A 25,329-nucleotide genomic window follows, 5' to 3' on the forward strand; every position below is an offset into this window, starting at 1 on the left:
CTCCTCCATTTACGAAAAACAGGAAGTTCGCGTTTTTTAGCGCTATCTTCCTGTTTTTTCGTCATTCAATCATATATCCTTGGCCTTTTTTCGTTTTGATAAATTCGCTCAAACCAATTTCTGCTAGTTTTTTACGAATACGAACAACATTAACTGTCAATGTATTATCATCAACAAAACTTTCATCTTCCCAAAGTGCGCGCATAATTTCATCACGACTTACAATGCTACCTTTTTGTTTCATTAATTCATATAAAATCAAAAATTCATTTTTCGTTAGCTCAATTTTATCTTCTAAATGTGTAAGTGTGTTCGTATCAATGTGTAGGAAAACATTATTATGCTCCATCACATTGGCTTCTTCTAAATCTGCGTAAGAATATGTCCGCCTTAATAGAGCATTTATCCGCGCCATTAAAACATCCAGATCAACTGGTTTTTCAATATAATAGTCTGCACCCATATTCATGCCCATTATTTGGTCCATTCGCGAATTACGTGATGATAAAAAGATAATGGGTACATTCGAAACTTCTCGAATTTGATTACACCAATAAAAGCCATCAAAGAAAGGAAGATTAACATCTAAAATAACTAATTGAGGTTCGAAAGCTAAAAACTCTTGTAAAATATTGTTAAAATCCTCTACTACACCAATCTCAAATCCCCATTTACTTAAATGTTTTCGGATTGTATCACGAATTACTTCATCATCTTCTACGATATATACCTTTACCATTTCTAGTGCCTCCCTCGGTGGAACTCTCTTCTCATTTTAGCTGAAATAACCACAAAAGCCAATTACTTTTTATTGGCCATCACAATTTTGGTAAAAGAATTGATACACAAAAAGTAATAAGCTGCATAACAAAGAATATAAATACCTGTACCAATTAATACCGGATATTTTATATTATCCATTAAATTAACAGAAATACCCCACAGTGCAGCCATGGAATGCGCAATTCCAAAAAATAATGGAATAACAAAAATTGGCCAAACCTGCTTGGAAATAATTTTCCGGATTTCTTTTTCCGTAACTCCTAATTTAAATAAAATATCAAACTTGGCTTTTTCAGAAACTGCATCTGTAACTAATTTGAAGTAAATGATACTTCCCGTTGCTAAAAAGAAAACAATACCAATAAAAATACCTATAAATAATAGTGAACCTACCACTGTGGAGATTAAGTGGTAATTCGTATAATAAGAAGAAACATTTTCCGAGAATAATGAAGGCTCCCCGTCAACGATTGTTTGCACTTTCTTATCCAAGCTTTCACTATGATTCGGATTAGTAATATCAAACATTGTCACAGATTCAGGAGGGAAAAGTCGCTCCAAATCATCATAATATTCATCGGAAACAACCAGCGTTTCATAAGAAATCCCTGTATTGAAAATTGAATTTTCTCGAAAATCCACTACTTTTATTGGTGGCATTTTCTTTGCAACTGATTTATTTGATTGGACGACCATTTTACGAGTAAGCCATTTTTCTTGAATGTCCGATCTTGCGTAATAAGTATTTTTTCCAAGTAAGATTGCATCACCATAGGCAATTTTTTTAGATTCGACAAAATCACTCTGCTGCCTTTCACCGATACGATTATATTCTGATTCCGATACAATGGTATGAATGAATGTATCCATATGCATTTTATATTTAGGAATATCTTTATATTCCACTTCAGCACTAAGCATCTCTGCTTGCATCAATTTTTTCAATTTATGATCTTGATCATCGCGAATCGTTTGAATAATCTCTTTTTCATTTTTAGCAGAAATATTGAGCACTTGATAACTGGAAGGATTCTCCGCTGAAATATCATTAATTGTACGCACATAAAAACTACTCATGGAGCCGATAATCGTTAACGTTGTCGCACTAAGAACAGCAATCATCGCAATCGTACCAGCATTTTTCTTTAGCCTAAAACGAAGCGATGTAATCCCTAGCATATTCGTCCCTTTATAAAAGAAACGTTTATTATTGTATAGTTGTCGAATGACATAAGGGGTGCCAAATCTAACCATCAGCCAGGTTCCTAAAATAACGCAAGCCAGTATCACTAAAATTAAATCAAAAAAATCATAGGCTAGCCAAATAGGCGATTCTTCAATATTCCTCGTTGCCAGATAGTATCCAAAAGTGATTAAAGCTAACCCAATTAACATAAAAATTAGTGAACCTTTAGCTACTTTTTCTTCTTTGTCATCATTTTTGAATAGCTGATTCAAATTATAACGTAATACAAGAAAAACTGCATAAACCGATGTGAAAAGCATAATACCAAAAAAGACCAGTATCGTATCGATAATCGCTTTAAATGAAATAATAAACTCTGCATCAATCGCAAGGCCGACAATCCAAAATAAGACCATTGCAAACAATTTAGAAGAGAAAATTCCAATTAAAACGCCAAAAATAGTTGCAAGCATATATAGCATCGCATTTTCAAAAAATAATACTAATACAATTTGTGATTTTCGCAAACCAAGTAATGAATAAAGCCCTATTTCTCGTTTTCGCCTTTTAAGAAAAAAACCATTGGAATAAAATATAAAAAAGATAATAAACAATATTAACATAAGACTAGCTGACGAAAACATGGCCGGTCCGAATAATTCCCAACGTTTAAACACTGTGTCAATCAGCGGGTTATATGATAACGAAACAAACGTAAAAAAAACTAATACACAAACAATTAACGAAACAAAATAAACAATATATTGATTAAAGTTCTTTCGCATATTGGTCAGCGCGACTTTAAATAACATCGTTTTCGCCACCTCCAAGAAGCGCCAAAACATCTAATACCTTCTGGAAGAATTGTTTTCTAGAACTTGTCCCTCGGTAGATTTCAGTGAAAATTTCGCCATCTTTAATAAACATAATTCTTTCGCAGTAACTGGCTGCAAAAGCATCGTGCGTCACCATCATAATAGTGGAATCACGCACATCTTTTGCTTGAGAAAGTCCTTCTAATAAATTGGTCGCTGCTTTGGAATCAAGCGCACCAGTGGGTTCATCCGCAAAAATCAGCGTTGGTTCTGTAATCATTGCTCGACAAACCGCTGTTCGCTGCTTTTGTCCACCAGATATTTCGGTTGGGTACTTGTTCCTTAACTCAAAAATCCCAAATTGACGAGCAATAATTTCAAACCGCTGATCAATTTCCGCTTGTTTAATACGAGCAAGAGCCAGCGGTAGAACAATATTATCCTTCACAGTCATCGTATCTAATAAATTATAGTCTTGAAATATAAAACCAAGCTGATCTCTTCTAAAAACAGCTAATTCTTTTCCGTTCATAGTAGAAATTTGCTTTCCACCAATCTCAATTTCTCCAGAGGTTGGTTTATCTATAGAAGACAATACATTTAATAAAGTAGATTTACCAGCACCAGAGGGACCCATAATGCCTACAAAGGAACCTTTTTGTATCTCTAAACTAATACTTCCAAGCGCAGAAAACAAATTTCCTTTTGAACCGTATACTTTTCTAACTTTATGCGCCTTTAGCACTGTTTCCATTGTATTCCTCCCGTTACGTTCTTTATTTGGTTATTTTACCTTAATTTTAAACAAGATACTATGGGCTATAGTTGTATTTATTAAAAAATCATTTATCCGTCAAAAAAACAGATAAATGATTTTCCTTATTATTTCTTTTCCACAAAGATTTCCATACCGATAGTTTCATCATTTGTATAAGTGGAACGCATCGACTGAATGAGTTTTTCTAGTTCCTCCAAACTAATAGAAACATCCGCAGCAACTATGTCCCATGCCACTTCTTCCCGCCCATTTATCGATGTCATAATTTTTAATCTACCTTGCGAAAAAAGCATCATTGCTGGTTTTTTCAGTTCTGTTTTTTTAATTTCATTCCATGATTTAAAATCACCACGATAAGCAACTCCACGTTCTGTTAATTCTACGGTGGGAGCGATATTAATTAACCGAAACAATGGACGTAACACACAAAGGCCGATAAATACGAGTAAAATCATTTCCTCTATGCCATTTACACCTTTGATATGACTAAAAACAACATAAAGTAATAATCCAACAGCCATCCAAAGTAAACAACTTGAAAAAATCAAACGTCGATTGACCCCAAATTCGATTTTCTCCATTTTCTTTGCATGTTCTAGCTCATTTTCTATCATTATTTCCCTCCAGTTTTACAGCTCTATTATTTCTATTGTACTAAAAATATACTACAATGGGAAGAAGGCATTCATGTAGCTTTTTATTTTAAAGAAATCAGCCTACTTTCAGTTGACCTTTTTGGCATTTGTGATATAATTTCTTTAATGCTTTTAAGTAGTAAAATGTAATAATCCAATAAAGGAGGAGAACATCATCGATCAAGTTATCTTAATAGGCTTCATGGGAGCTGGAAAAACAACGGTTGGAAATATACTCGCAAACTTAGCTGACTTACCGTACATCGATATTGACGAAGTAATTACAAGCGAACAAGGAATGAGTGTATCGGACATTTTTGCTAAATATGGTGAAAAAGAATTCCGCCGTCTAGAACATGAAAAATTAAAAGAATTAGCAACAACCAAAGCCGTTATAGCAACAGGCGGTGGCATTGTTCTCAATCCTGAAAATAGAGAAGTTTTAAAAAATACATATCCGGTTATTTATTTAGAAACGGATCCCGAAGTATTTATGAATCGCTTAAAAGGCGACACTACACGTCCGCTTGTACAACAAAAAACAGCCGAAGAAATTCGCGCTATTTTTGAACCTAGAATTGCTCACTATCAAGATTCTGCAGACTTTATCGTTAATACGGATAATCGTAATCAAGAAGAAGTTGCTCGAGCTATTTTAACCATGTTAGATAAGTAAAAAAACAACGCTAATTTTAGCGTTGTTTTTTTATTCTGTACAATGTCTGCACCACATATCTGGTAACACAGATGTATAGTCTTTTGTAAAGGTTAATAAGTCATAAAACATACTGTCCGCATAACCTGCATCAATATTTTCTATTTTGTTCAATTCTATTTCGCGATGAAGTGATTCCAGCGCCGCATCACGAAGAGCAGGTAAAATATAGCCCGTGATTTTGATTTGAGCTAAAGCTGCTGAGACAGTAATTCTATCAGATGCACGTACGTCACTGCCAAACTCAGCCAAAAGTTGTTTCAATCGTTCTACACCATCGTCTTTCGCTGGAACATAGTTTGCTTTTTTCACTGTTTCCATCATGTATTTTGGAAAAGACGATAAATTGAGTCCTTGATCACTTTTATCACTAAAATATTCTTCTAAACGTCGAAGTACTTCAAGTCCATCTTTATACCCAAATGGACCATAGCTATCCTGACCATCCAAATAAAAACTCGCTTTAAAATGTTCCTTGAAATGTGGATGTGTTGTCTCATAATTTAACGAGGCACCAGGCTGGTCAATATACATAGTAATTGCCATTCTCATTTCCTCCATTCATGTGAAATCTCATACATTCATCTTACCAGACTATCTACCTTTTTGAAAGAAGAAAAAAAGGTGACAATTTCATGACAATTTTAAGGATGATTTTCGCTTTTATTGTGTTTTAATTAACTATATAAGATAAAATTAGTTAATTAAATTGGTTCTATTCTCATAAAAGTTAATTTTTGCTCTTTTGACCATTTATTTATTTCGTGGTTAAATAAAACTGGACTTGGTTTTTATTAATCTCGTCTGTTAATTTATTAGTCAACCACACACTCGAAAAGCAAAAACCGCCATTTATCCCATTATGGCGGTTTTTGTATACTTAATTTAAATGTAGAACAGTCACAGCTTCTATATGTGTTGTCATTGGAAACATATCTACAGGCTGAACTTTTTTCGCTACATAGCCGCCATCCGTTAAGATTTTCATATCACGGGCTAATGTCCCTGGATTACAAGAAACATACACTACTTTCTTCGGTTTCATTGCTAAAATTGTTTCCAGTAATTTTTCATCGCAACCTTTTCGTGGTGGATCGACAACTAAGACGTCTGCTACAATTCCAGCTTTGTACCACGCCGGAATAACCTCTTCTGCTTTCCCTGTCTCAAAAGTAGTATTCGCTAATTCATTGAGTTCTGCATTTGCACGAGCATCTTGTATCGCTTGATCCACAATTTCTACCCCGTAGACATGCTTGGCTTTTTTCGCGAGACAAAGAGAAATAGAACCAATGCCGCAATAGGCGTCAATCACTGTTTCTTCTCCTGTTAACTCAGCCGCATCGATTGCTTGTTGATACAAAACTTCTGTTTGGATTGGGTTTACTTGATAAAATGAACGAGCCGAAATTGCAAATCGAATGCCATGAATCGTATCCTCAATGATATCTTTTCCCCAAAGTGTTTTCGTACGATCTCCAAAAATCACATTTGTTTTATGTGGATTAATATTTTGAACAATCGAGGTTAATTCCAATTGTTCGACCAATTCCCGTACGATTTCTTCTTTAAATGGCATACGTTCTTTTGTTGTTACAAGGACAATCATTAACTGTCCAGTTGTATGCGCAAATCTTGTCATAATATGGCGGATATCGCCTTTTCCTGTTTGTTCATCATAAGGCTCTGTTCCGTATTTAGCTAGGATTTCACGTGTTTTTTGAACAGCAAAATCACCTTGCTCATTATGAATTAAACAAGTGGACATGTCGATAATGGCATGGCTTCTTTTTTGGTAAAAACCTGCTGTTAACTTACCATTAACAAATCCTACTGGTACTTGTGATTTATTCCGGTAGCGCCACGGGTTTTCCATGCCTAGTGTTTCAGGAACTTCTACGTTTAGTTTGCCAATACGTTTCATCGTTTCTTCCACTTGATTTCGTTTGAATTCAAGCTGGCCATCGTAGCTTAAGTGTTGCAAGCTACAACCGCCACATTTGGAATAAACCGCACATGGAGGTTCTACGCGGTCTGCACTAACCGATTCAATAGTCTCCATCCGAGCAAAGCCGTAATTTTTATTGAGCTTTATTATTTTAGCTGTCACTTTTTCGCCAGGTAACGTATTTGGAATGAAAAGTGGGTATCCGTCAATTTTGCCAACCCCACTGCCGTCATGCGTTAAATCTTCAATAGTAAGTTCAATGGATTGGTTCTTTTTTAAAAGGGATGCTTCCAAAGTCCCTTGCCCCTCTCTTTGCTTTACTTAATAATATATTCGATGCCGATTGGCTCTTTAATTACTGCTTCTTCTTGCTCTTTAAAAACAAGCATGGTATTTTTCTGTAACGTAAAATCATAAATAAATGTTTTTGGATAGATAGTGACATTTTTATTCGTAGTCAACGCTTTTGTGTTATCTGTAATAGTCGTTTCTTCTGGAATCTGGCTATTAAAAATACCAGCTGCGACTTCAGCATCATCACTTGAATAACTTGTCTTTAGAGATACTTTAATATTATTGTTTGTTGTGTCTTCTATTTTTACAGGTGTTTTTTCTGTTTGTACAGAACGTTCACCACTTGTAATTTCATAGTTTGCGAATTTTTTCTGGATAGTTGTTGTTGGGTAACGATATTTTGTATTAGTAATATACTCAGAAACTTTCTTCGCTTCAATACGAAGTCGATATGCTTTGATACCTTTATAACGATTATCGGAAGAAGCTAATTCATTTAAAATTTCTTCATTAGTTATCTCTAAAATCAAATCCCCATTTGTTGCTATCGTTGTGTTTGTATTTGCTGCAGGGATAGATAAAATAATATTATCTTGTATTGGAATTTGCATTTGGTTGTTTATCCATACTTTATTACTTTCAATTAGCTCTGTTTTACTTACTTTTGGAGCCTGTTCTTCTGCATCCACTTGCCAAAAGAAAAAAACAGCCGCTGCGATAGCAATGATAAGAACGATTATTATCATCGTGAACCTTTTAAATTGATGTCCACTTGTCATATCGCATTCACCTCATTTCTTGTCAGAATACCTATTATACTTGTTTTGCTCAAATAAGACAAATTTCTAACAATAATTACATCCTTTTTACTATGTTGCAATTAGGACGTTTAGGCTAAAGAAAAAAACTACCAAACTGGGCAGTTTTTAGCTATTTTCTTTTATGAATAAATCAGTTGCGGGGATGTCATCTACACTTGCGAAAAATTCGATATGTTGTCTTAAATTGCGGAATTCCATTGGCGTTTCCCCACCAAGCTCCCCGTCAAGGTTAATTAACATCTTATCTTCTGAGTTAACAATCACTTTTTCGGATTTTACATAAATAACATTAGGTTCTTTAATATGATCTCCTCGAAGCGCCAGTGTGACTAAACGGATAAATTCGGCTAAATTTACTTTTTTCACGATAATAAGTGAAAATTTACCGTCGTCTAACTTGGCATCTGGGGCGATTTTTTCAAAGCCACCAATGGAATTAGTTAATCCTAATAGGAAAAACATCACTTCCCCTTCAAATACGCCTTGATCATATTCTACTTTTACTTTGGTTGCTTTTAAGGATGGTAACATTTCGATACCTTTTAAATAATAAGCAAGTTGACCGAGCATTGTTTTTAGACGGCTAGGAACATCGTAAGTGAGTTCTGTTAAACGACCTCCGCCACCTATATTAATAAAATATGTTTCATTTGCTTTACCTATATCCATTGCTACACTTTGACCAGCTGCTATAATCTTCGTTGCTTTAATCACGTCTCTAGGCACATGTAAGGCTCTTGCAAAATCATTGGTTGTCCCGGTTGGTATAATCCCTACTTTGGGGCGATATTCTTTTTCAGCAATACCGTTAATAACTTCATTAATGGTTCCATCTCCGCCAGCTGCTACAACTAAATCGAATCGATCTCTTACAGCTTCTTCCGCAGCATGTTTGGCATCATCTGGTTCTGCAGTTGTTGCGTGCGCAGATGTTACATAGCCTGCTTGCTCTAATATCGAAAGGACATCTGCAAGATTTTTCTTGATGATTTCTCTTCCAGATGTGGGATTATAAATAACTCGAGCGTGTTTTTGCATTATGTTCGTCCTCTCCTTCACTCAAACAGCGTTGTTCAAAAGAAAAGCGCGTTTTGACACATGATAGTAATATTATAGCAAATTTAACTATAAATTCCTAATAAATATAAAAGCAGCGAGGCAAAATACCTCACTGCTACATTGTTTAACGTTTGTTCATTTCTTCTAGTAATAATTTATTAACCATTGGTGGGTTTGCTTGCCCTTTGGTTACTTTCATTACTTGGCCAACTAAGAATCCAACCGCACGATCCTTACCATTTTTGAAGTCGACAATAGATTGCTCATTGTTATCTAGAATTTCGCTAATGATAGTGCGTAAAGCTCCTTCATCGGAAATTTGGACAAGTCCTTTGTCTTTTACTACTTGCTCTGCATCGCCACCATTTTGCGCTAATTCGCGGAAAACTTTTTTAGCGATTTTAGAAGAAATAGTACCAGCTTCGATTAATTTAATCATGCCAGCAAGGTTTTCAGGAGTTAGTCCTGTTTCATGAAGTTCTTTTTGTTCTGCGTTTAAGTAGGCAGAAACTTCGCCCATTAGCCAGTTTGATGCTTGTTTCGCATCTGCTCCAGCTGCAAGAGTTGCTTCAAAAAAGTCAGACATTTCTTTTGTAAGCGTGAGAACCATTGCATCATATGCTGGCAAACCAAGATCGTTAATGTAACGAATTTGACGTTTGTCTGGAAGTTCAGGAATTTCTGCACGAATACGTTCTTTCCAAGCGTCATCAATAAATAAATCTACTAAATCTGGTTCTGGGAAATAACGATAATCGTCGGATCCTTCTTTAATTCGCATCAAAGAGGTTTTTCCAGTTGCTTCTTCAAAACGACGAGTTTCTTGTTCGATAATCCCGCCAGACTTAAGCACTTCAGCTTGGCGTTTTTCTTCATATTCGATACCTTTACGTACGTTGTTGAAGGAGTTTAGGTTTTTAAGTTCTGTTTTTACGCCAAATTCTTCTTGGCCGATTGGTCGGATAGAAATATTGGCGTCACAGCGCATTGAACCTTCTTCCATTTTCACATCGGATACGCCAGTGTATTGAATGATAGATTTTAATTTTTCTAAGTAGGCATAAGCTTCTTCTGCAGAACGAATGTCTGGTTCTGAAACGATTTCGATAAGTGGTGTTCCTTGACGGTTAATATCCACTAACGAATAACCATGAGAAGTATGGGTATTTTTCCCAGCATCTTCTTCTAAATGAAGACGAGTGATGCCAATTTTTTTCTTTTTACCGCCAACTTCGATTTCAATCCAGCCATGTTCGCCAATTGGTTTATCGAATTGAGAAATTTGGTATGCTTTCGGATTATCTGGATAAAAATAGTTTTTACGGTCGAATTTTGTATGTTTAGCAATTTCACAGTTAATCGCCATAGCCGCTTTCATACCAAATTCCACTGCACGTTTATTTAAAACTGGTAAAACACCTGGCATACCTAAGTCTACCACGGTTGTATTTGTATTTGGTTCTGCTCCAAAATGAGCTGGCGCAGAAGAAAATATTTTTGAATTGGTTTTTAACTCTACGTGAACCTCAAGTCCAATAACTGTTTCAAAATTCATTGCTACGCCTCCTATAAGTTTGGTTTTTCTTTATGGAATGTTGTTTCTTGTTCAAAAGCATGCGCTACTTTGTAAAGTAAGGATTCTTCAAAGTAGTTACCGATAATTTGCAAGCCAACTGGTAAACCATCCGAGAATCCACAAGGAACAGAAATAGCTGGTACGCCTGCTAAGTTAATTGGAACAGTCAAAATATCATTGGAATACATTGTAATTGGATCATTAATCATTCCGTCAATTTTAAATGCTGTTGTCGGGGAACTAGGTCCGATAATAACATCATAGTTTTCAAATACATTAACAAAGTCTTGCTTAATTAACGTACGCGCTTGTTGTGCTTTTTTGTAGTAAGCATCGTAATAACCAGAGCTTAACGCATATGTTCCAAGCATAATACGACGTTTTACTTCATCGCCAAAGCCTTCAGAACGAGTTTTTGTATAAAGTTCTTCTAAAGTAGTTGCGTTTGGAGAACGGTATCCGTAACGAACGCCGTCAAAACGAGATAGATTAGAAGAAGCTTCACTAGATGCTAAAATGTAATAACTTGCTACACCGTATTCAGAATGAGGTAAAGAAACTTCATCCCAAGTAGCGCCCAGTTTTTCGAGTGTTTTAAGCGCATCTAATACAGCTTGTTTGACACCAGGATCTACGCCTTCACCAAGATACTCTTTTGGAACACCGATGCGTAAGCCTTTAATATCACCTGTTAAGCTATCTGAGAAACGTTCTACTGGTTGGTTAATCGATGTAGAATCATTCGCATCTAAACCAGAAATAGCTTCTAATAAATAAGCGTTGTCTTCTACATTTTTTGTAATTGGGCCGATTTGGTCTAAAGAAGACGCAAAGGCAATTAAACCAAAACGAGATACACGGCCATATGTAGGTTTCATTCCGACTACCCCACAAAAAGCTGCTGGTTGGCGAATCGATCCACCAGTGTCACTACCAAGCGAGAATAAAACTTCGCCTGCTGCAACTGCGGATGCACTACCACCTGAAGAACCACCAGGAACTCTTGATAAATCCCATGGGTTATGTGTTTTGTGGAAATACGATGTTTCTGTCGAAGATCCCATCGCAAATTCATCCATGTTTAATTTTCCGATATTAATTGTTTGCGCATTTTTTAATTTAGAAACGACGGTCGCATCATAAATTGGATCGAAGTTTTCTAAAATTTTACTTGCTGCTGTTGTACGTAAGTTTTTTGTCACGATATTATCTTTAATCCCAATTGGAAGACCAGAAAGCATGTTGTTTGGATCTATGCCCGCATCTCCAAGTTCTTCTGCGACACCAAATGCTGCCTCTTTATTTAAAGTAATAAAAGAACCAACTTTGTCCTCTACAGATTCAATTCGGTTGAAAGATTCTGATACTAAATCGAATGGTGAAATCTCTTTTTTAACTAATTTATCATGTAGTTCTTTTACTGAAAAATCAAATAAACCCAAAATATTTTCCCTCCTTAGCCTATTTATTGTTCCATAATTGTCGGTACTTTGAACATGCCATCTTGTTCATCAGGCGCATTTTTTAGTACTTCTTTGCGATCCAACCCTTTTGTTGCCACATCTTCACGTAATACGTTTGATACGTCGATTGCATGGCTGGTAGGTTCTACATTCGTTGTATCTAATGTATTTAATTGCTCTACTAGCTCAATAATTTTACCAAGCTGACCAGCGAAGGCTGTTGCTTCTGTTTCTGATACTTCTAGTTTGGCAAGATTTGCTACTTTTTCTACTGTTTCTTTTGATATATTTGACAAAATGCCATCCTCCTTTTTAGTGGTACTTACTACGCGGTAGTGCTTCCCGCCTGTTAAAAATGGGAAGAACTGTCCTCTCCTGCATAATTATACAACAGGAAAGAACAATTCGCATTGTTTTTTATTAATCGTAAATGTGAGCAGTTGCTGCATCTTCATTTGCTTTTCTTGTAATCAATGCAGCTGGACCATCAGATGTAGAAATATTGACTTGCAAATCAGCTGTCTTCGGAATATGTTGTCCGACTAAATCCGTCACATACTGTGTAAAGCCGATAATCTCTGCTTCACCATAAAATTGTAACGGAATATCAATGTTTAATTCTGCTAGTTGACCGTCTTCATATCTACCACGACCAACGACACCTGTAAAGTTTGGATAATAGTCTTCAATTGCTTTTTTGAAATTCAAGAAATTGTCATTATCTGTTTTGTGATCTTTAGCAGATTCAGTTGATGGTAAAACATAATTTTTTTCATCTATATCTTTCCAATTAGAAAGACTGTCCCCATTTGCAGTTGCATAGGCAATGTAATTTCCTGGAGCTACCGCATCACGAGCTCCTTGTTTGTAAATGGCAATCGTTACAGGAACATTTTCTAAACCTTTTGTTTGGCGAATTCGATTTAACACAGTGGCAGACATTTCTTTCCCTTGTGCTAATAATTCACTATTACTAATTGGTTGTTCATAGGTGTCTCCGTATTTTTCTTTTTGGTAATAATCGACCGAATTCATCGCAAGGGCAATAGAAATCCCACCAAGAGCAACTGTATCTTTGTCCGTTTGTTTTAAATAATCTTGTTCTAAAATATGTGCTAGATAGATTGGATTACGATTCTCACCGTTACCATTACTGGCTGGGTTTAAACCATTCGGATTTTTATCGCTTTTTCTATCTAACCATTTTTCTAACGTTTCTTTATCCAAATATTGCCCTTCTTGGAAAAGATAATTATCTGGGGAGTATTTATTTTGCGAAACACGCATTAAACCAGATTCTAATTCGTTAATATCATATCGTGAATAAATATTCGATACGACTAGTCCACGGGATTTGCTTGCTTTGTATGGTAGTACGGTTTTGTAATAATTGGATGAGATTTGATTTTTTGTCATGATGCCCGTCTCTGCTTTTGAATCATCTTTTTGTACCACTTTATCATTTGAGTCAAGTTTTGGGGCACAGCCAGAGAGCACAAGCGTTAAGCCGAGCGCTGCTATTATGATTTTTTTCATTCGTTTAATCCACCTTCGTCTGGTAAGTACTCTATTAAGTCTTCTTCTGACCAAATAGGAATGGCTAGTTCTTCCGCTTTGGCTAATTTAGAACCAGCATCACTGCCAGCTACAACAACATCCGTTTTCTTACTGACGCTTCCAGAAACATTTCCTCCGAGGGATTCGATTAATGCTTTTGCATCATTCCGCGTTAACTTTTCTAGTTTCCCAGTTAAGACAACGGTTTTACCTGCGAAAACAAGTTCTTCCTCGGACATATCTTCTAGTTTTGGCCCTGTATAGGTCATATTGACGCCAGCCCTTTTTAGTTCTTCTAATAAATCATGTACTTCTTCATTCGCGAAATAAGTGACAATACTGTCTGCCATTTTTTCACCAATGTCGTTAATACTTGTCAGTGTTTCTTTGTCTGCTACTTTCAAATTATCCATTGTATCGAAATGAATGGCAAGTGATTTGGCGGCTTTTGCACCAACATGGCGAATGCCTAAGCCGAAAAGTAATTTTTCAAGCGAGTTTTGTTTACTTGCTTGGATGGATGCCAGTAAATTAGTTACCGATTTCTCACCCATTCTTTCTAATTCTAACAGTTTCTCCTTCGAAAGGAAAAACAAATCTGCTACATCTTTAATTAAATGCTGTGAAAATAGCTGGATAATTACTTTTTCGCCGAGGCCATCAATGTTCATCGCATTTCTGGAGACAAAGTGGATAAGTCCTTCTTTTATTTGAGCTGGGCATTTAGGATTAATACATCTTAACGCCACTTCTTCTTCTAACCGAACCAATTCACTATCGCACGCTGGACAATTTTTTGGCATATGGAAAGGTTCTTCACTTCCGCTACGTTTTTCGGTGATGCTTTTAATGACTTCTGGAATGATATCGCCAGCTTTTTTGATTAAAACGGTGTCGCCAATGCGGATATCTTTCTCTGTAATTAGGTCTTCATTATGAAGCGAAGCGCGGCTAACGGTTGTCCCTGCCACTCGCACTGGTTCTAACACGGCGGTGGGAGTTATCACACCAGTTCTACCAACATTTAATTCGATATCGAGTAACTTAGTTGGTACTTCTTCGGCTGGGAATTTATAAGCAATCGACCAACGAGGCGATTTAACGGTGTTTCCCATTTGGCGTTGTTGCTCTAAGTTGTTTAATTTTAAAACAATGCCGTCAATATCGTATGCTAATCCGGCGCGTTTTTCTGTCCATTCTTCAATGTACGCATAAACTTCTTCTAAACTGTTGCAAAGTCGGCGTTCTTTATTGACTTTAAGACCAAGTGTTTCAAGCATATCTAAGCCTGCGCTATGAGTTTCAACGCCCATTTCACCAAAATCTGCTACTGCATAAAGGAAGATATCGAGATTTCTCGACGCTGCGATTTTTGTGTCCAATTGTCGAAGCGAGCCAGCCGCAGCATTTCGTGGATTGGCAAATAACATCTGGCCTTCTTCTTCGCGAATTTCATTTAGTTTTTGGAAGGAGCGTTTTGGCATGAAAGCTTCACCGCGAACTTCAATGGAATAGTCCTTTTGAAGTTTCATTGGGATGGAGCGAATCGTACGCAAGTTAGCAGTAATGTCTTCCCCAATGGTTCCATCACCACGAGTAGCACCTTGTTTGTATTTACCATTTTCGTATTGAAGGGATACTGCTAGTCCGTCAATTTTAAGTTCGCACATATAAGCAATATCATCGCCCACTTTGTCGCGAATTCGACGGTCAAAGTCTGCCAAGTCTTCTTGGTTAAAAGCGTTGGCAAGACTTAACATCGGCGTGTCATGTGCTACTTTTTTAAAACCTTCTAAAACTTCCCCGCCAACTCGTTTTGACGGAGACTCAGGTGTAACCCACTCGGGATGCGCTTCTTCTATTTTAAGTAATTCTTGCATCTTCTGATCGTATTCGGCATCTTCTACTGTTGGATTATCAATTACATAATAATCATAGCTGTACTGATCAAGTATGTTGATTAGTTCCTCATACCTTTTTTTATCAGCCATCATTCTTCACCTGCTTTTTCCAAATTTATACTTTTTCAATTGGCGCAAATTCTGCGAGCAATCGTTTGACGCCAGTTGGGCTCGGGAATGCAATATCTAGTTCCATTCCGCTACCTTCCCCTTTGACACTGACGACTGTTCCTACGCCCCATTTTTTATGACTGGCTTTATCGCCGACTGTCCAACCAAGCGTTTCTGCTCCAGAGGATTTATACGCAGTAGTTGTTTTTTGTGGCATACGCGGTTTGGCATATGGTTTGTCTGCTTTTAATTTGTTTTCATTACCTAACTCAAGTAAGTCTCGAGGTATTTCTCCAATAAAACGAGATTCCTGATTAGAGGACGGACGACCATAAAGCATCCGCGAATAAGCGCTCGTTAGGAAAAGTTCTTCTTCCGCTCGAGTAATACCAACGTAAGCAAGTCGACGCTCTTCTTCCATTTCATCTTCCTCATAAATGGCTCTAGAATGTGGGAAAATCCCTTCTTCCATCCCAACCAAAAAGACAACTGGGAATTCTAGCCCTTTGGCAGAGTGAAGTGTCATCAGTGTGACAGCCCCGTTTTGTTCTTCATTGTCTTCTTCTAACTTATCGACGTCAGCAACGAGTGCTAAATCAGTTAAAAAGGCAATTAACGTTTTATCGTCATTTTCCTTTTCAAAGTTTTGTGTTACAGATAAAAACTCGTCGATATTTTCTAAACGTGTTTGCGCTTCAATGGTTCGTTCATTTTTTAGCATTGCGCGGTAGCCTGTTTTTTCAAGGATTTCTTCTACGAGTTCGGTTACGGATAAGAAATCTTGCATTTGCGTGAAGCCGCGAATCAAATCATGAAACGCAACTAAGTCTTTGCTTATTTTAGGCGAAATTCCCGCTAGTTCGATGCGGTTAAGGACTTCAAACAAGCTCAAATCATATGTGGTCGCCACATTATTTAGTTTATCTAAAGTACCTGGTCCAACGCCGCGTTTTGGAACGTTAACGATACGTGTCAAACTAATATCGTCTTCATTATTACTAATCAGACGTAAATACGCCAAAATGTCTTTGATTTCTTTTCTGTCATAGAACTTCGTGCCGCCGACCATCGTGTATGCCATATTTGACTTCATGAAATATTCTTCCATGACACGGGACTGGGCGTTAGTTCTATAAAGAATCGCAAAGTCAGAAAGTGGTCGATTCGAGTTATTTACTTCTTCTTGAATTTTCATAACTACATAGGCCGCTTCTTCTTTTTCCGTTAATGCTTTATGATAAAAAATCTTTTTCCCTTCTGCGTTACTTGTCCAAAGATTTTTCGGTTTACGATTACCATTATTTTCGATAACACGGTTTGCCGCTTCTAAAATACGTTTTGTCGAACGGTAATTTTCTTCTAGCAAAATGGTTTTCGCATTGGGGTAATCTTTTTCGAAGGACATGATGTTACTAATGTCCGCCCCGCGCCAACCATAAATAGATTGATCCGAGTCACCTACGACGCATAAGTTTTTGAAACGAGAAGCAAGCTGTTTCACGAGTAAATACTGCGCGTGGTTGGTATCTTGGTACTCATCCACGTGAATATACTGAAATTTACGTTGATAATATTCTAAAACATCGGGCACACGTTCAAATAATTGAATGGTGACCATAATTAAATCATCAAAATCGAGTGCTTGATTTTTCTTAAGTTTCTTCTCGTATTTTTCATAGACTTCGCCGACCATTTTGTCATAGAAACCACTTGCTTCTTTAATATATTCGCTTGCAGTTATCAGTTCATTTTTGGCATTGCTAATAGAAGCCAAAATCCCCCGTGGCTCAAACTTCTTAGGGTCAACATTCTTTTCTTTCAAAATGCCTTTAATAACCGATAATTGGTCACTGCCATCTAAAATAGTAAAATTACGTTCATAGCCAATCCGGTCAATATCGCGACGTAAAATTCGTACGCACATCGAGTGAAAAGTAGATATCCAAATAGATTCTGCTTCTCCGCCCATTAAATTGCCAATCCGTGACTTCATCTCGCGAGCCGCTTTGTTCGTAAACGTAATCGCTAAAATATTATAAGGATTTACACCACGTTCTCTCACTAAATAAGCTATCCGATGGGTCAAAACTCGTGTTTTCCCACTTCCGGCACCAGCCATAATTAATAAAGGTCCTTCTGTACTTTCTACTGCTCTTCGTTGTTCCGGATTCAATCCGTCCACTAATTCTTTTGCATTCAATTGCATTCTCCTATACACCACCATACAAACATTTGTTCTTATTTTATCATACTACACTTTATAATCAAACCGTTTTCTTCCTAAAAATAGTTGCGGTTTCTAGTGCTTTTTCTAAATCTTCATAAATAATATTGCCAACAATAATCGTATCCGCATATTTTGCCATTTCAGCAGCTTGTTCTTTTGAACGTATTCCGCCCCCATACCAAAATTTTGTATTACTTAATGCGGCACTTGCTTTTCTTACAACCTCTGGATCTCCGTACATGCCGCTATATTCGACATAAAAAATGGGCAGATGAAATATATTCTCTGCTAACCGCGCATAGGCAACGATGTCTTCGTCCGTTAAATCGGTCTTCGCTTCTGTTAAATGAGCCACTTTTGCATCTTTATTTAAAATAACGTAGCCTTCTGCTGTGACTCGTTTCCAAGGAATAAATGCTCCCATTTCTTTGATTAACTCCTGGTGTAAACCGTGTGTCCATTTACTATTTTCTGTATTCAACACTACTGGAATTAAAAAATGGTCTGCTTCAGGTAAAATCATGGATTCGTTGCTTATTTCAAGGAAAATCGGCAAGTCCGTTTCACCTAATAATTCGTAGAGCTTTTGGACTGCTTCGATTTGTACATTATCCGTCCCACCAATAATAAATCCATTGGTTCCAGAATGGACGAGCTTCGTTAGATCATTCATTGGTAAATTCTTTGCTGGGTCTAACTTGAATAAATGCTTCATTTGCTCCTCCAAGTCTCTATAATGGGATATCTTATTATAGCATTAGTTACATTTCATCGCACCCTTACGACCAAAAATTTTAACTTTTTTTAAGCTTTTTTTACCAGTTGCTGTTGGGATAGCTTTTATTTTATGGTATGATGAGGAAAATTTGATTTTATTAAGACTTCTGAGTATTTACATAGAAAAAAGGAAATGGGGATATTATGCAAGAAAACAGAGAAGAATGGGGCTCAAAAGTCGGGTTTATATTAGCATCCGCTGGGTCCGCAATAGGAATTGGCGCGATTTGGAAACTGCCTTATGTGGCTGCAACTGCAGGAGGTGGCGCATTTTTCTTATTGTTTTTAGTTTTAACTTTACTCGTTGTGATGCCACTTTTAATTGCAGAATTTGTGATTGGACGAGGCTCTGGCGGAGATGCTGTTCAAGCTTATAAAACACTCGCGCCCGGAACAAAGTGGAATTTACTTGGAAAATTAGGCGTTGTAGGCGCAAGTATTTTATTTTCGTTTTATAGCGTAGTTGGTGGTTGGATTATCACTTACTTAATTAAAACACTTGCTGGCGGGATTGCTGGCGAAAATCAAGCAAGTCTGCTGCATGATTTCCAAGTGACGACAGCTAACCCGTGGATATCAGTTGGCGCAACGATTCTCTTTATTTTACTAAATGTCATTGTTATTAGCCGCGGAGTTGTTAGTGGAATTGAAAAAATGAGTAAGTTTATGATGCCAGCTCTATTTATTTTATTTATTGTTTTAATTATCAGGTCCTTAACACTACCTGGTGCGATGGAAGGTGTCGCATTTTTCTTACGTCCAGATTTTAGTCATTTCACAGCGCAAACGGTTCTTATAACGCTTGGTCAGGCCTTCTTCTCACTCAGTGTGGGGATTTCAGTAATGGTGACCTATAGTTCTTATTTAAATCGGTCGACTAGTTTACCGCAGTCTGCCATTTCGGTTTCGCTTATGAATGTGTTTGTGTCGCTTCTTGCGGGATTGGCCATTTTCCCGGCAGCATTTTCGTTTAATATTACACCAGATGCGGGACCTGGATTGCTATTCGTTATTTTACCTTCGATTTTCAATCAAATGCCCTTTGGGATGTTGTTCTTTATTATTTTCTTGATTTTATTCTTATTCGCCGCATTAACCTCTAGTTTCTCGATGCTTGAAGCAACGGTTGCGCCACTGATGAATGCGGGTGTTAATCGTAAAAAAGCAAGTCTTTGGATGGGGCTCGTGATTGTCTTGATGGCTATTCCAAGTGCGCTTAGTTTTGGCGTTTGGAGCGATGTTCAGATTTTCGGACTAAGTATTTTTGATGCTGCCGATTATCTTGTGTCGAATATTATCTTGCCAGTTGGTGCTTTATTTATCGCAATTTTCGTTGGTTACCGATTACCTCGTGAATTACTTTTAAAAGAATTTACCACAAGCAGCCATTTTGGAAAAAAAGTGTTTATTCTTTGGCTCTTTCTTATTAAATATATTGCACCAATCGCGATTATTTTCGTCTTCCTCTCCGCAACTGGTTTAATCGATTTTCTGTTTTAACAAAAAAAGCAATCCGCTAAGTTTTTAGCGAGATTGCTTTTCTTATATTGCCATAAGGACAATGCTTGTTACACAAATCAAGATTCCACTAAGGCCAATCGCCGTACCAATTGCTCGTTTTTCTCTAACATTAGCAAGTGTCGTGAAAATAAAACAAATAATAAAGACCCAGTGCCACAGTAAAGAAAAATCAAGCCCCGTGCCAGTGGCAATCATATTAATCACAAAATAAATAACTGCAAGCGCAAGAATAGAGATGATGACAATCTGATAGGTTTTACTATTAAACTTTTTCAATATAATCCCTACAATCTTATTCTGGCTTCGTCATTCTTGAAAATACTACATCATACATATCATTACCATAATGAAGTGAACGTTTTACACGTGAAATAGTTGCTGTACTTGCCCCAGTTTCAGATTCAATCACATTATATGTTTTTCCATCATGAAGCATTTTTGCTACTTGGAAACGTTGAGCCATGGACTGTATTTCATTCACTGTACAAACATCATCAAAAAAAGCATAACATTCTTCTAAATTCTCGAGCGTTAAAATCCCTTGGAAGAATTCATCCAATCCTTGTCCACGCAACTTCTCTATTTGCATATCTTTACCTCCAAATAATCTCATATATCCTACTTTCATATTTTAACGTACCAACGCGTAAAACACAAACGTTTCTCTTCACTTAATGAACAAAAAAAGTACTATCTAGGAATTTATCCTTGAGATAGTACTTTTCAATTATTCTGCTTTTGTGCCAATATCAATTCGATAAAAGAAATTCGGGTTATCTAGTTTTTGCATTTCTGGATAAAGTAATGTGCGTGCATCAGTCATCGTTTCTGCTTCTTTTGCTAGTAGCAAGACGCGTCCACCATCAGAAATAAAATCGTCATTTTCATCTTGTTTTGTACCTGCATGATAAATCGCTACATCTTCTGCAACATCATTTAGACCAGTTAATTTGTTTCCTTTTTCATAATGCTCTGGATAACCGGCGCTTGCTAGGACAACTCCTAGCGTAATCCCTGATTTTTTAAAGCGCACATCTGGTTTTTCGTTATGGAGTAAAGCGTCTATCAGTGCTGCAAAATCACTCTCTAAACGAGGCAAAACAACTTGTGTTTCCGGATCACCAAAGCGTGCGTTAAACTCAATTACTTTTGGGCCTTCTGCGGTTAAGATAAGCCCAGCATAGAGAATTCCGCGGAAATAACGACCTTCTTTTACCATTCCTTTTGCAGCTGGAAGAAGAATTTTTTCGACAGCTTCGTCTACTACTGTTTCAGAAATATGTGGTACCGGAGAATAAGCTCCCATTCCGCCAGTATTTGGTCCTTTATCGCCTTCATAAGCGCGTTTATGATCTTGCGCGATAGCCATTGGATAAACTTCTTCCCCATTTACAAACGCCATCAATGAAAACTCTTCTCCCGCTAAAAAGTCCTCGATAACGACCTTGAGAGATGCGTCACCGAATTTTTCTTCTAGCATCATATCTTTTAATGCAAGAACTGCTTCTTCCATTTCTAACGCTACAGTGACTCCTTTTCCAGCAGCGAGTCCATCTGCTTTAATGACGATTGGCACTCCTCGCTCATCCAAGTATGCTTTCGCTTCCGCATAATCGGTGAAGGTTTTTGATGCTGCGGTTGGAATAGCATATTTCTCCATAAATTGTTTCGCAAAATCTTTGCTGCCTTCAATTAATGCTGCATTTGCTTTTGGACCGAATGCTTTAATTCCAGCTTCTTCGAGAGCATCGACAACGCCTTCTAAAAGAGGCACTTCAGGCCCAACAATAACAAAAGCAATTTCTGCTTTTTTAGCAAAATCAATTAAACCAGCTTTATCCGTTTCAGAAATAGCTACGAGTTGGATGTTGTCTAAACGCATTCCGTCGTTTCCCGGAGCACAGTATACATTTTCGACATTGTTGGATTCTAATAATTTTTTACTAATAGCATGTTCTCTACCACCGCTACCAACTACTAATAAGTTCATTTATTTACACGTCCTTTTTGAGGATTAATGTTTGAAGTGTCGTACATGAGTTAGAACCATGGAAATACCATATTTGTTTGCCATCTCAATGGATTCCTTGTCTTTAATGGATCCACCAGGCTGAATAATCGCTGTGATTCCCGCTTTTGCCGCAGCTTCGACCGTATCATCCATTGGAAAAAAGGCATCCGAGGCAAGTACAGCACCTTTTGCTTTCTCGCCAGCTTGCTCAAGTGCAATTAACGCGGAACCGATTCGATTCATTTGTCCTGCACCAATTCCAAGTGTTTGTTTATCAGATCCTACTACTATCGCATTGGATTTTACATGTTTCACAATTTTCCACTGAGCAATTAATGCTTTCATTTCCGCTTCTGTAGGTTGTTTTTCCGTTACTACTTCATAACTCGCTGTATCTTCTATAACAGAATCGCTCGCTTGAATAAGAAGTCCACCATTTACAGATGTTTTCTCGAAACCTTTTACGGAACCGGCAAACGGAACAGTTAACAAGCGAATATTTTTCTTTTTCGCTAAAATGGCAAACGCTTCTTCAGAGAAACTTGGCGCAATAATAATTTCTAAGAAAATTTTGCTCATATGTTCGGCTGTTTTCGCATCCACTTCTTTATTTAAGGCAACAATCCCTCCAAAAATAGACGTTTCATCCGCTTCATAAGCTTTCAAATAAGCTTCTTCAATATTTTCTCCAACACCAACGCCGCATGGATTCATATGTTTTACTGCAACCGCGACCGGCTCTGTAAATTCACTTGCAATTTTAAGTGCTGCATCTGCATCCCGAATATTGTTGTAAGATAACTCTTTACCGTGCAACTGTTTCGCGGAACTAATTGAATTTTCTACCGTGCCAGGTTCTGTATAAAAAGCGGCATCTTGGTGAGGATTTTCACCATAACGCAAAACTTGTTTTCGATTGTAAGTTAATGTTACTTTTTCTGGGAAAGTTTCTCCAGTGATGTTCGTTAAGTATTCTGCAATTAAAGCATCATAGGCCGCTGTGTGCCGAAAAACTTTCTCAGCTAGACGTTGGCGCGTTTCAAAAGTAGTTGCGCCGTGTTCTTCTAGTTCTGTAAGTACCGTATCGTAATCCGCTGTATCAACTACAACAGTTACCGCTGCATAATTTTTCGCAGCTGAGCGTAACATCGAAGGTCCGCCAATATCAATATTTTCAATCGCTTCTTCTAAAGTAACACCAGATTTTTGAATCGTTTCTTGGAAAGGATATAAATTTACAACGACTAAATCAATTGGCTTGATATCGTGTGCCGCAATAGCTTCCATATGTTCAGCTGTATCGCGTCTTGCCAGTAACCCACCATGAATTGCTGGATGAAGTGTTTTAACGCGACCATCAAGCATTTCTGGAAATTCAGTTACTTCTTCTATTCTTGTTACCGGTACGCCAGCTTGTTCAAATGCCGCTTTTGTTCCACCTGTCGAAATAATTTCTACTCCAAGTTCTACTAATTTTTCTGCAAATGGCACGATGCCGTTTTTATCTGACACACTAATAAGCGCTCTTTTCATGATAATTAATCGTTCCCTCCATTTTGAATTAATCCTCGAATCACTTTTGGATAAAAAATATGTTCTACTTGATGAATTTTTCCAGCTAAAGTATCTACAGTTTCCGCATGTTCAATCGGTACTTTCACTTGATCAATAATTGGTCCAGTATCCATTCCCGCATCCACAAAGTGCGCCGTGACACCAGTTTCTGAAACATTCGCTTGAATCGCTTGACCAATTGCATCTTTTCCTTTGAATTCAGGTAACAACGATGGGTGCAGGTTGACAATTTGCTCGGGGAATTCCGCTAATAAGGTTGGTCCAATCAAACGCATATATCCTGCTAGCACTAACAAATCAATTTCCAACCCGCGAAGTTCTAGTAAAATTTCTGTCTCAAAAGCTTCTTTATCCGGATAATTTTTCGCTTCAAAAAGGAACACCGGAATCTGATGTGTGTTTGCGCGTTCTAAAACATAAGCATTTGGTTTATCACATACCAGTAGTTTCACATGAGGCTTAATAAACGCATCATCCACTAAAGCTTGAAAATTCGAACCGTTACCCGAAGCAAAAATGGCTATATTCATCCTTTTGTGCCTCCTGTGAAAATAACCGCATCATTTTCACGTGTCGTAACTTCTCCAATAACATAAGCCGCTTCCCCGTTTTGAACGAGTACTTCTAATGTTCTTTCCACATCCGCTTTCGCAACTGCCAACACCATACCAATGCCCATATTGAAAATTTCATACATTTCAAGTTCGCTCAATTGGCCGTATTTCTTCATAACGTCAAAAATCGGCAACACCGGCCACGAACCAAGCTCCACTTTGACAGCTAAATCATTTGTTAACATCCGCGGTAAATTCTCTACAAATCCGCCACCCGTCACATGCGTAATTCCGTGCACATCTACCTCTTTCAATACTTCTAAAACTGGCTTCACATAAATCCGTGTCGGTTTAAGTAGCTCTTCCACAAGCGGTACATCTAGTTCACTGATTTCCGCATCGAGTGTCAATTCGTTATCTTTAAAGAAAATTTTACGCACAAGGGAGTAACCATTACTATGAATTCCGCTTGATGGAATACCAATGAGTGTATCTCCTTCTTTGACTGCGCCTTCTGTAATTAGCTTCTGTTTCTCTACAGCCCCAACAGTAAAACCAGCTAAATCATAATCTTCCGCGCCGTACATATCAGGCATTTCAGCAGTTTCGCCGCCAATTAAAGCCGCACCAGCTTGTTCACAACCGTCAGCCACGCCTTTAACAATTTGTTCCATTTTCACTGGATCTGTTTTTCCAGTAGCGATATAATCTAAGAAAAATAATGGCTCGGCGCCTTGAGCTAAAATGTCATTCACACACATTGCCACGCAGTCAATCCCGATGGTATCATGCTTATCTGCTTCAATTGCCAAAAGTAATTTTGTCCCAACACCATCCGTACCAGAAACAAGGACAGGTTCTTTTAAATGCAAACTACTTAAGTCAAACATTCCACCAAATGAACCAAGTGCCCCCATCGCGCCTAATCGCTCTGTTCTAGCCACATGTTTTTTGATACGTTCTACAACTTGATAGCCAGCTTCTACGTCCACGCCTGCTTTACTATATGCATTTTCTGCCAT

23 protein-coding genes are annotated in these 25,329 nt (G+C 37.5%); 2 read left to right on the forward strand and 21 right to left on the reverse strand.

From position 1 onward, the window contains the following. Positions 1–61: 61 nt before the first annotated feature. From virR to LMOATCC19117_RS08945, 4 genes are all read right to left on the reverse strand, one after another. Positions 62–739, reverse strand: coding sequence for a two-component system response regulator VirR (gene virR / locus LMOATCC19117_RS08930; RefSeq protein WP_003722222.1), 678 nt, complete (start codon positions 737–739; stop codon positions 62–64). A 62-nt stretch (positions 740–801) separates the two neighbouring features. Next, on the reverse strand, positions 802–2,781 hold the full coding sequence (gene virA / locus LMOATCC19117_RS08935) for an ABC transporter permease VirA (protein WP_003725523.1): 1,980 nt from the start codon (positions 2,779–2,781) through the stop codon (positions 802–804). Next, positions 2,771–3,538 carry an ABC transporter ATP-binding protein VirB gene (gene virB / locus LMOATCC19117_RS08940; protein WP_003725524.1) on the reverse strand — a complete coding sequence of 256 codons (768 nt, stop codon included), beginning with the start codon at positions 3,536–3,538 and terminating at the stop codon, positions 2,771–2,773. Before virB ends, virA begins: the two co-directional genes overlap by 11 nt. Positions 3,539–3,666: 128 nt before the next feature. Then, entirely contained in the window at positions 3,667–4,176 is a 510-nt protein-coding gene (locus LMOATCC19117_RS08945) for a hypothetical protein (protein WP_003725525.1), read from the reverse strand. A 208-nt stretch (positions 4,177–4,384) separates the two neighbouring features. Here LMOATCC19117_RS08945 and LMOATCC19117_RS08950 point away from each other — a divergent pair, with 208 nt between their 5' ends. After that, on the forward strand, positions 4,385–4,873 hold the full coding sequence (locus LMOATCC19117_RS08950) for a shikimate kinase (protein WP_322959441.1): 489 nt from the start codon (positions 4,385–4,387) through the stop codon (positions 4,871–4,873). Between the two features lie 30 nt (positions 4,874–4,903). Here LMOATCC19117_RS08950 and LMOATCC19117_RS08955 read toward each other — a convergent pair whose 3' ends face one another. The 11 genes from LMOATCC19117_RS08955 to LMOATCC19117_RS09005 form a co-directional block, all read right to left on the reverse strand. Beyond that, a complete protein-coding gene (locus LMOATCC19117_RS08955) occupies positions 4,904–5,458 on the reverse strand; it encodes a hypothetical protein (RefSeq protein WP_003725527.1) in 555 nt (184 codons plus the stop codon). 334 nt (positions 5,459–5,792) lie between these two features. Then, positions 5,793–7,154, reverse strand: coding sequence for a 23S rRNA (uracil(1939)-C(5))-methyltransferase RlmD (gene rlmD, locus LMOATCC19117_RS08960; protein ID WP_003734642.1), 1,362 nt, complete (start codon positions 7,152–7,154; stop codon positions 5,793–5,795). A gap of 23 nt (positions 7,155–7,177) precedes the next feature. Continuing rightward, entirely contained in the window at positions 7,178–7,933 is a 756-nt protein-coding gene (locus LMOATCC19117_RS08965) for a hypothetical protein (RefSeq protein ID WP_003734641.1), read from the reverse strand. Between the two features lie 147 nt (positions 7,934–8,080). Next, positions 8,081–9,013, reverse strand: coding sequence for a diacylglycerol kinase (locus LMOATCC19117_RS08970; RefSeq protein WP_003725530.1), 933 nt, complete (start codon positions 9,011–9,013; stop codon positions 8,081–8,083). A 145-nt stretch (positions 9,014–9,158) separates the two neighbouring features. Further along, the gene (gatB, locus tag LMOATCC19117_RS08975) at positions 9,159–10,589 is read right to left on the reverse strand and encodes an Asp-tRNA(Asn)/Glu-tRNA(Gln) amidotransferase subunit GatB (RefSeq protein ID WP_003734640.1); all 1,431 of its coding nucleotides are present in this window, start codon (positions 10,587–10,589) and stop codon (positions 9,159–9,161) included. Between the two features lie 11 nt (positions 10,590–10,600). Next, complete coding sequence (gatA, locus tag LMOATCC19117_RS08980) at positions 10,601–12,052, reverse strand: Asp-tRNA(Asn)/Glu-tRNA(Gln) amidotransferase subunit GatA (protein WP_003728230.1); 1,452 nt, start codon at positions 12,050–12,052, stop codon at positions 10,601–10,603. A gap of 23 nt (positions 12,053–12,075) precedes the next feature. Further along, the gene (gene gatC, locus LMOATCC19117_RS08985) at positions 12,076–12,369 is read right to left on the reverse strand and encodes an Asp-tRNA(Asn)/Glu-tRNA(Gln) amidotransferase subunit GatC (protein ID WP_003722233.1); all 294 of its coding nucleotides are present in this window, start codon (positions 12,367–12,369) and stop codon (positions 12,076–12,078) included. A 124-nt stretch (positions 12,370–12,493) separates the two neighbouring features. Then, complete coding sequence (locus LMOATCC19117_RS08990) at positions 12,494–13,609, reverse strand: CamS family sex pheromone protein (RefSeq protein WP_003728229.1); 1,116 nt, start codon at positions 13,607–13,609, stop codon at positions 12,494–12,496. Next, on the reverse strand, positions 13,606–15,621 hold the full coding sequence (gene ligA / locus LMOATCC19117_RS08995; protein WP_003725534.1) for an NAD-dependent DNA ligase LigA: 2,016 nt from the start codon (positions 15,619–15,621) through the stop codon (positions 13,606–13,608). Before ligA ends, LMOATCC19117_RS08990 begins: the two co-directional genes overlap by 4 nt. Positions 15,622–15,646: 25 nt before the next feature. After that, on the reverse strand, positions 15,647–17,842 hold the full coding sequence (gene pcrA, locus LMOATCC19117_RS09000; protein ID WP_012681340.1) for a DNA helicase PcrA: 2,196 nt from the start codon (positions 17,840–17,842) through the stop codon (positions 15,647–15,649). Positions 17,843–17,906: 64 nt separating this feature from the next. Further along, positions 17,907–18,584 carry a heptaprenylglyceryl phosphate synthase gene (locus LMOATCC19117_RS09005; protein WP_003731566.1) on the reverse strand — a complete coding sequence of 226 codons (678 nt, stop codon included), beginning with the start codon at positions 18,582–18,584 and terminating at the stop codon, positions 17,907–17,909. Between the two features lie 206 nt (positions 18,585–18,790). Between LMOATCC19117_RS09005 and LMOATCC19117_RS09010 the strand changes: the two genes are divergently transcribed. Then, positions 18,791–20,146, forward strand: a complete 1,356-nt coding sequence (locus tag LMOATCC19117_RS09010) for a sodium-dependent transporter (RefSeq protein ID WP_003728227.1) — start codon at positions 18,791–18,793, stop codon at positions 20,144–20,146. Between the two features lie 42 nt (positions 20,147–20,188). Here LMOATCC19117_RS09010 and LMOATCC19117_RS09015 read toward each other — a convergent pair whose 3' ends face one another. From LMOATCC19117_RS09015 to purM, 6 genes are all read right to left on the reverse strand, one after another. After that, positions 20,189–20,443: a hypothetical protein gene (locus tag LMOATCC19117_RS09015; RefSeq protein ID WP_003728226.1), complete on the reverse strand. Its 255-nt coding sequence runs from the start codon at positions 20,441–20,443 to the stop codon at positions 20,189–20,191. Between the two features lie 16 nt (positions 20,444–20,459). Continuing rightward, positions 20,460–20,756: a YerC/YecD family TrpR-related protein gene (locus LMOATCC19117_RS09020; RefSeq protein ID WP_003720075.1), complete on the reverse strand. Its 297-nt coding sequence runs from the start codon at positions 20,754–20,756 to the stop codon at positions 20,460–20,462. Between the two features lie 138 nt (positions 20,757–20,894). Further along, positions 20,895–22,157, reverse strand: coding sequence for a phosphoribosylamine--glycine ligase (gene purD, locus LMOATCC19117_RS09025; protein WP_003728225.1), 1,263 nt, complete (start codon positions 22,155–22,157; stop codon positions 20,895–20,897). 24 nt (positions 22,158–22,181) lie between these two features. Continuing rightward, positions 22,182–23,711 carry a bifunctional phosphoribosylaminoimidazolecarboxamide formyltransferase/IMP cyclohydrolase gene (purH, locus tag LMOATCC19117_RS09030; RefSeq protein WP_003734639.1) on the reverse strand — a complete coding sequence of 510 codons (1,530 nt, stop codon included), beginning with the start codon at positions 23,709–23,711 and terminating at the stop codon, positions 22,182–22,184. Positions 23,712–23,716: 5 nt separating this feature from the next. Next, positions 23,717–24,283 carry a phosphoribosylglycinamide formyltransferase gene (gene purN / locus LMOATCC19117_RS09035; RefSeq protein ID WP_003726209.1) on the reverse strand — a complete coding sequence of 189 codons (567 nt, stop codon included), beginning with the start codon at positions 24,281–24,283 and terminating at the stop codon, positions 23,717–23,719. Next, complete coding sequence (purM, locus tag LMOATCC19117_RS09040; RefSeq protein WP_003726210.1) at positions 24,280–25,329, reverse strand: phosphoribosylformylglycinamidine cyclo-ligase; 1,050 nt, start codon at positions 25,327–25,329, stop codon at positions 24,280–24,282. Before purM ends, purN begins: the two co-directional genes overlap by 4 nt.

The organism is Listeria monocytogenes ATCC 19117, from assembly GCF_000307025.1.
Taxonomy (GTDB): Bacteria; Bacillota; Bacilli; order Lactobacillales; family Listeriaceae; genus Listeria; species Listeria monocytogenes_B.